The 3,325-nt window shown below is 75.5% G+C and carries 6 protein-coding genes; all 6 read right to left on the bottom strand.

Translation table 11 applies throughout. From position 1 onward, the window contains the following. Window positions 1-183: 183 nt before the first annotated feature. Window positions 184-612 (bottom strand): pilus assembly protein TadG-related protein, encoded by a 429-nt coding sequence (locus QM626_RS10460; RefSeq protein WP_415076724.1) that lies wholly within the window; start codon window positions 610-612, stop codon window positions 184-186. Then, on the bottom strand, window positions 609-1,061 hold the full coding sequence (locus QM626_RS10455) for a TadE family protein (protein WP_415076722.1): 453 nt from the start codon (window positions 1,059-1,061) through the stop codon (window positions 609-611). Before QM626_RS10455 ends, QM626_RS10460 begins: the two co-directional genes overlap by 4 nt. Beyond that, window positions 1,036-1,434 carry a TadE/TadG family type IV pilus assembly protein gene (locus QM626_RS10450; protein WP_415076720.1) on the bottom strand — a complete coding sequence of 133 codons (399 nt, stop codon included), beginning with the start codon at window positions 1,432-1,434 and terminating at the stop codon, window positions 1,036-1,038. The genes QM626_RS10455 and QM626_RS10450 overlap by 26 nt, the downstream gene beginning before the upstream one ends. A gap of 11 nt (window positions 1,435-1,445) precedes the next feature. Further along, window positions 1,446-1,643 carry a hypothetical protein gene (locus QM626_RS10445; RefSeq protein ID WP_415076718.1) on the bottom strand — a complete coding sequence of 66 codons (198 nt, stop codon included), beginning with the start codon at window positions 1,641-1,643 and terminating at the stop codon, window positions 1,446-1,448. Between the two features lie 37 nt (window positions 1,644-1,680). Continuing rightward, complete coding sequence (locus QM626_RS10440; RefSeq protein ID WP_415076716.1) at window positions 1,681-2,601, bottom strand: type II secretion system F family protein; 921 nt, start codon at window positions 2,599-2,601, stop codon at window positions 1,681-1,683. Continuing rightward, window positions 2,598-3,325, bottom strand: a 728-nt coding sequence (locus tag QM626_RS10435) for a type II secretion system F family protein (protein WP_415076714.1), incomplete at its 5' end; no start/stop codon positions are given. The genes QM626_RS10435 and QM626_RS10440, both read right to left, overlap by 4 nt.

The raw sequence follows: 3,325 nt of genomic DNA, 5'->3' as shown, positions 1-3,325 counted from the left end.
GTCCCACGGCTGCGCGAGCATCGCCGACAGCCGCGGCCGTGCGATGGCCGCCGCCGGCGGGCGCGGCGGCGCCCAGCGTGGTGTGGTCGACTCGTCGTCCGCGCCCATGCGGAGTCCCTTCCGGCGTAACGCCTCGTGCCCTCGGGGTGGTACGGATCAGGATAGACGCCCACGGAGGTCCGCTCAGCGCAGTGCGGTGCGGCTGGTCGCCGTCGCCGTGAGCACGACGCCGTCGGGCACGAAGGCCGACAGCAGCGGCGCCTCCCAGCGGGCCGAGACCGTGACCCGCGCCGAGACGCCGTCCGGCGTTCCTGCGTCGATCAGCTGCGCGGCGCCGGAGTCGGCGACGATGGCAGCGGCCTGGGCGGCGACCCCGGCATCGGTCAGCGTCGCCTGCGGCGCTCCCGCGACGAGTGTCAGCGTGAAGCCGTCGGCCCCGGCGAGGGCCGCGGCATCCGCCACCGCGTCGAGGCGCTTCTGCGCGATGTACAGGCTCGTCGCGCACGTGCAGACGTAGACGAGCGCGATCATCAGCACCGCGTAGCCGAGGGTGAGCGGCAGGATGCTGCCGTCGTCGTCCGCGTCCCGCCGGACGCGCAGGCGCGCGATCACGGCGCGCCTCCCCACGTGCGGGAGACCTTCTGCACGCTGGTCGCGTCGACCGGGACCGCCGCGACCTCGTCGAGCCCGAGGATCGGCGGAACCAGCGGCAGCGCGATGCGGGCGTGCACGGTCACGGTGATCGTCGCGCCCGCCTCCGGGCATCCGCCGGCGGTCTCGCCGCACGACACGTCGACCGCGAGGGCGCCGGGATCGAGGCCGTATTCGACGGCGATGTCGGTCAGCACCCGCTGCGCACGTCGATCCGCCTCCGCGGCGTCGGCCGAGAGCGAGATCGCGCGCGCGATCTGCCGGGCGGCGGCGTCCGTTCCCAGCGCGCCCTGCTGGATCAGGCCGAGCGCGACGACCAGGTAGACGATCGGCACGAGCAGCAGCAGGCCCCCGACGACGAACTCGAGGGAGGCGGAGCCGGCGTCAGTCGACAGACTCGGCCGGGGCACTGCCGGTCACCTCCCAGGTTCCGGGCAGTCCGATCAGCCCGATCAGCGGGAGCGGGGCACGCACCGTGATCCGCACGACCGGATACCCGTCCGCCTCATCCGCGCCGACGGTCACGTCCTGCGCGTAGTCGGCGCCGATCGCGCGGGCGATGACCTCGCGCGTGCGGTCGACCCCCTCCGCATCGGACGTGTCGGCCAGCGCCGCGTGATAGGCGCCCTCCACCGCGGCGTCGTGCAGCACGTTGCGCACGTAGACGGCGAGACCGAGCTGCAGCACCGCGAGGGTCAGGGCGGTCAGCAGTGTGCCGACGAGCACGAACTCCACCGGGGCGGATCCGCGCTCATCCGTCGCCGAGGGCCACCGCGGTCGCATCGCCGTGCCTTTCAGAAGCCGGAGACCCGCGCGATCGCCTGCTCGAACAGGCTCGCCAGCGCCGGGCCGGCGAGGGCCCAGATGACCACCACCAGGCCCGCGGTCATGAGGGTGATGAGCACCCAGCCCGGCACGTCGCCGCGATCGTCGGCGAACCCGCCCGCGCGCGAGCGCACCTGCGCGACCCACCCGCGTCGTCCTGTGTCCATGTCCTGCTCTCCTTCCGCCTGGCGCAGGCCGCGCCGTTCACACCCCGAGCCGCAGCATCAGCACACCGGGGAAGATCGCGATGAGCACCGACAGCGGCAGGATGAGGAACACGAGCGGGAACAGCATCGCGATCTCCTTCCGTCCGGCACGCTCCATGAGCTGACGCTTGGCCTCTTCCTGCGCGTCGCCGGCCTGGGCCTGCAGCACCTGCGCCAGCGGCGCGCCGCGCTCGATCGCAGCGACGATCTGATCGACCGACCGGGCCAGGGCGGGCACGTGCGCGGACGCCGCGACGCCCCGCAGCGCGTCCGCGAGCGCATCCCCGGTGCCCACCTCGACCACCGCCGCGCGCAGCAGTGCGATGAGCTCGCCGTCGCCGACCGCGGCCACCCGGCGCAGCGCATCGAACGTGCTCTCCCCCGCCGCCAGGCACAGCGCGAGGAACTCGAGCACCGTGGGCAGCTCCTCGGCGATCCGCTGCTCCCGCGTCCGCACCGCGCGCCGCACCTCCAGCTCGGGGGCCAGTGCGCCCACCGCCGCGCCGAGGAGGGGAAGCATCGCGGTGGCCACGCCGCTGCCGGCCAGCGCGGCGGCGACCGCGACCACGGCGCCGACGAGCAGCCCCGCCAGCGCGCACCACAGCTGCCGCACCCGGAACCTCGCCGCATCCGGCGCGCGGCCGGCGCGCACCAGTCGCCGCGTCACGGCATCCGCGCCGCCGATCCGCGTGGCGAGCGCGCTCAGGATGCCGGGCACCGACCCCGGCCGCGGCGGTGCTGTCAGGGGCGTGAGGCCCTGCGGGTCGGCGACGTCGCGCACGTACGGGAGCAGGCGCCGGTCCAGGCTCACCGCACCCCACCGCGGGAACGCCCACAGCATCAGGCACAGGCCGAGTCCGATGCCGCCGCCGAGCAGCGCGCCGAACGCCGCCGCGGTCGCCGCGGACTCGCCGATCACCCGAACCACCGCCGGGGCTCGGGCAGCCGGCCGAGCCGCAGCATGAGCCGGAACGCCACGACCGACACGACGGCGCTGACCACGATGAGCACGACGCCCTCGGGGCTGCTGTACGCTCGCGCTCCCTCCGGCCGGAGCGCGAGCAGCAGCAGCACGACCCACGGGGCCACCACGCCGAGCACCGCCGCTGCGCGCACCCACGACTGGCGGGCCTCGACCTCGGCGCGTACGGCCGCGTCCGCGCGCACCGCCGCAGCCAGCGACCGCAGCACCGGGACGAGCTGTGTGCCCCCGACCTCCCGGGCCATCCGCAGCGTCTCGACGATCCGGTCCGCGACGGGGTCGGCCAGCGCCGCCTTGAGCCGGGCGACGCTCGCGTCGAAGTGGCCGGATGCGGACAGGTCGGTCGCATACGCCGCGAACGCGGGCCGCAACGGCGCCGGCGCCGAGGTCGCGAGCGTGGCGACCGCGTCGGGCAGGGACAGGCCGGCGCGCACCGCCGCGATGAGCAGATCGCACACGTCCGGCCACAGCATCCGTCGCGCCCGCCGCAACGAGCGGCGCCGTCCTCGCAGCCACAGCACCGGAGCGGCCGCCGCCGCGATCACGGCGACCGCGACGAGCGCGGGCACCGCGGTCACGAGCCACACGATCGCCGCGGCCGGGATCGCGCACGCCGCGCACGCGACCGCGACCGTCGACGGCGACCGGTGCGCGAACCCGG

This window comes from Microbacterium sp. (genome assembly GCF_047606385.1).
GTDB lineage: Bacteria > Actinomycetota > Actinomycetes > Actinomycetales > Microbacteriaceae > Microbacterium.
Note: the sequence above shows the minus strand (reverse complement) of the source record. Positions and strands in the feature narration are given on the sequence as shown.

Excerpts from the sequence above, each read along its gene's own strand:
- QM626_RS10450 (WP_415076720.1), bottom strand. The coding sequence starts at position 1,434 with ATGCGACCGCGGTGGCCCTCGGCGACGGATGAGCGCGGATCCGCCCCG.
- QM626_RS10445 (WP_415076718.1), bottom strand. The coding sequence starts at position 1,643 with ATGGACACAGGACGACGCGGGTGGGTCGCGCAGGTGCGCTCGCGCGCG.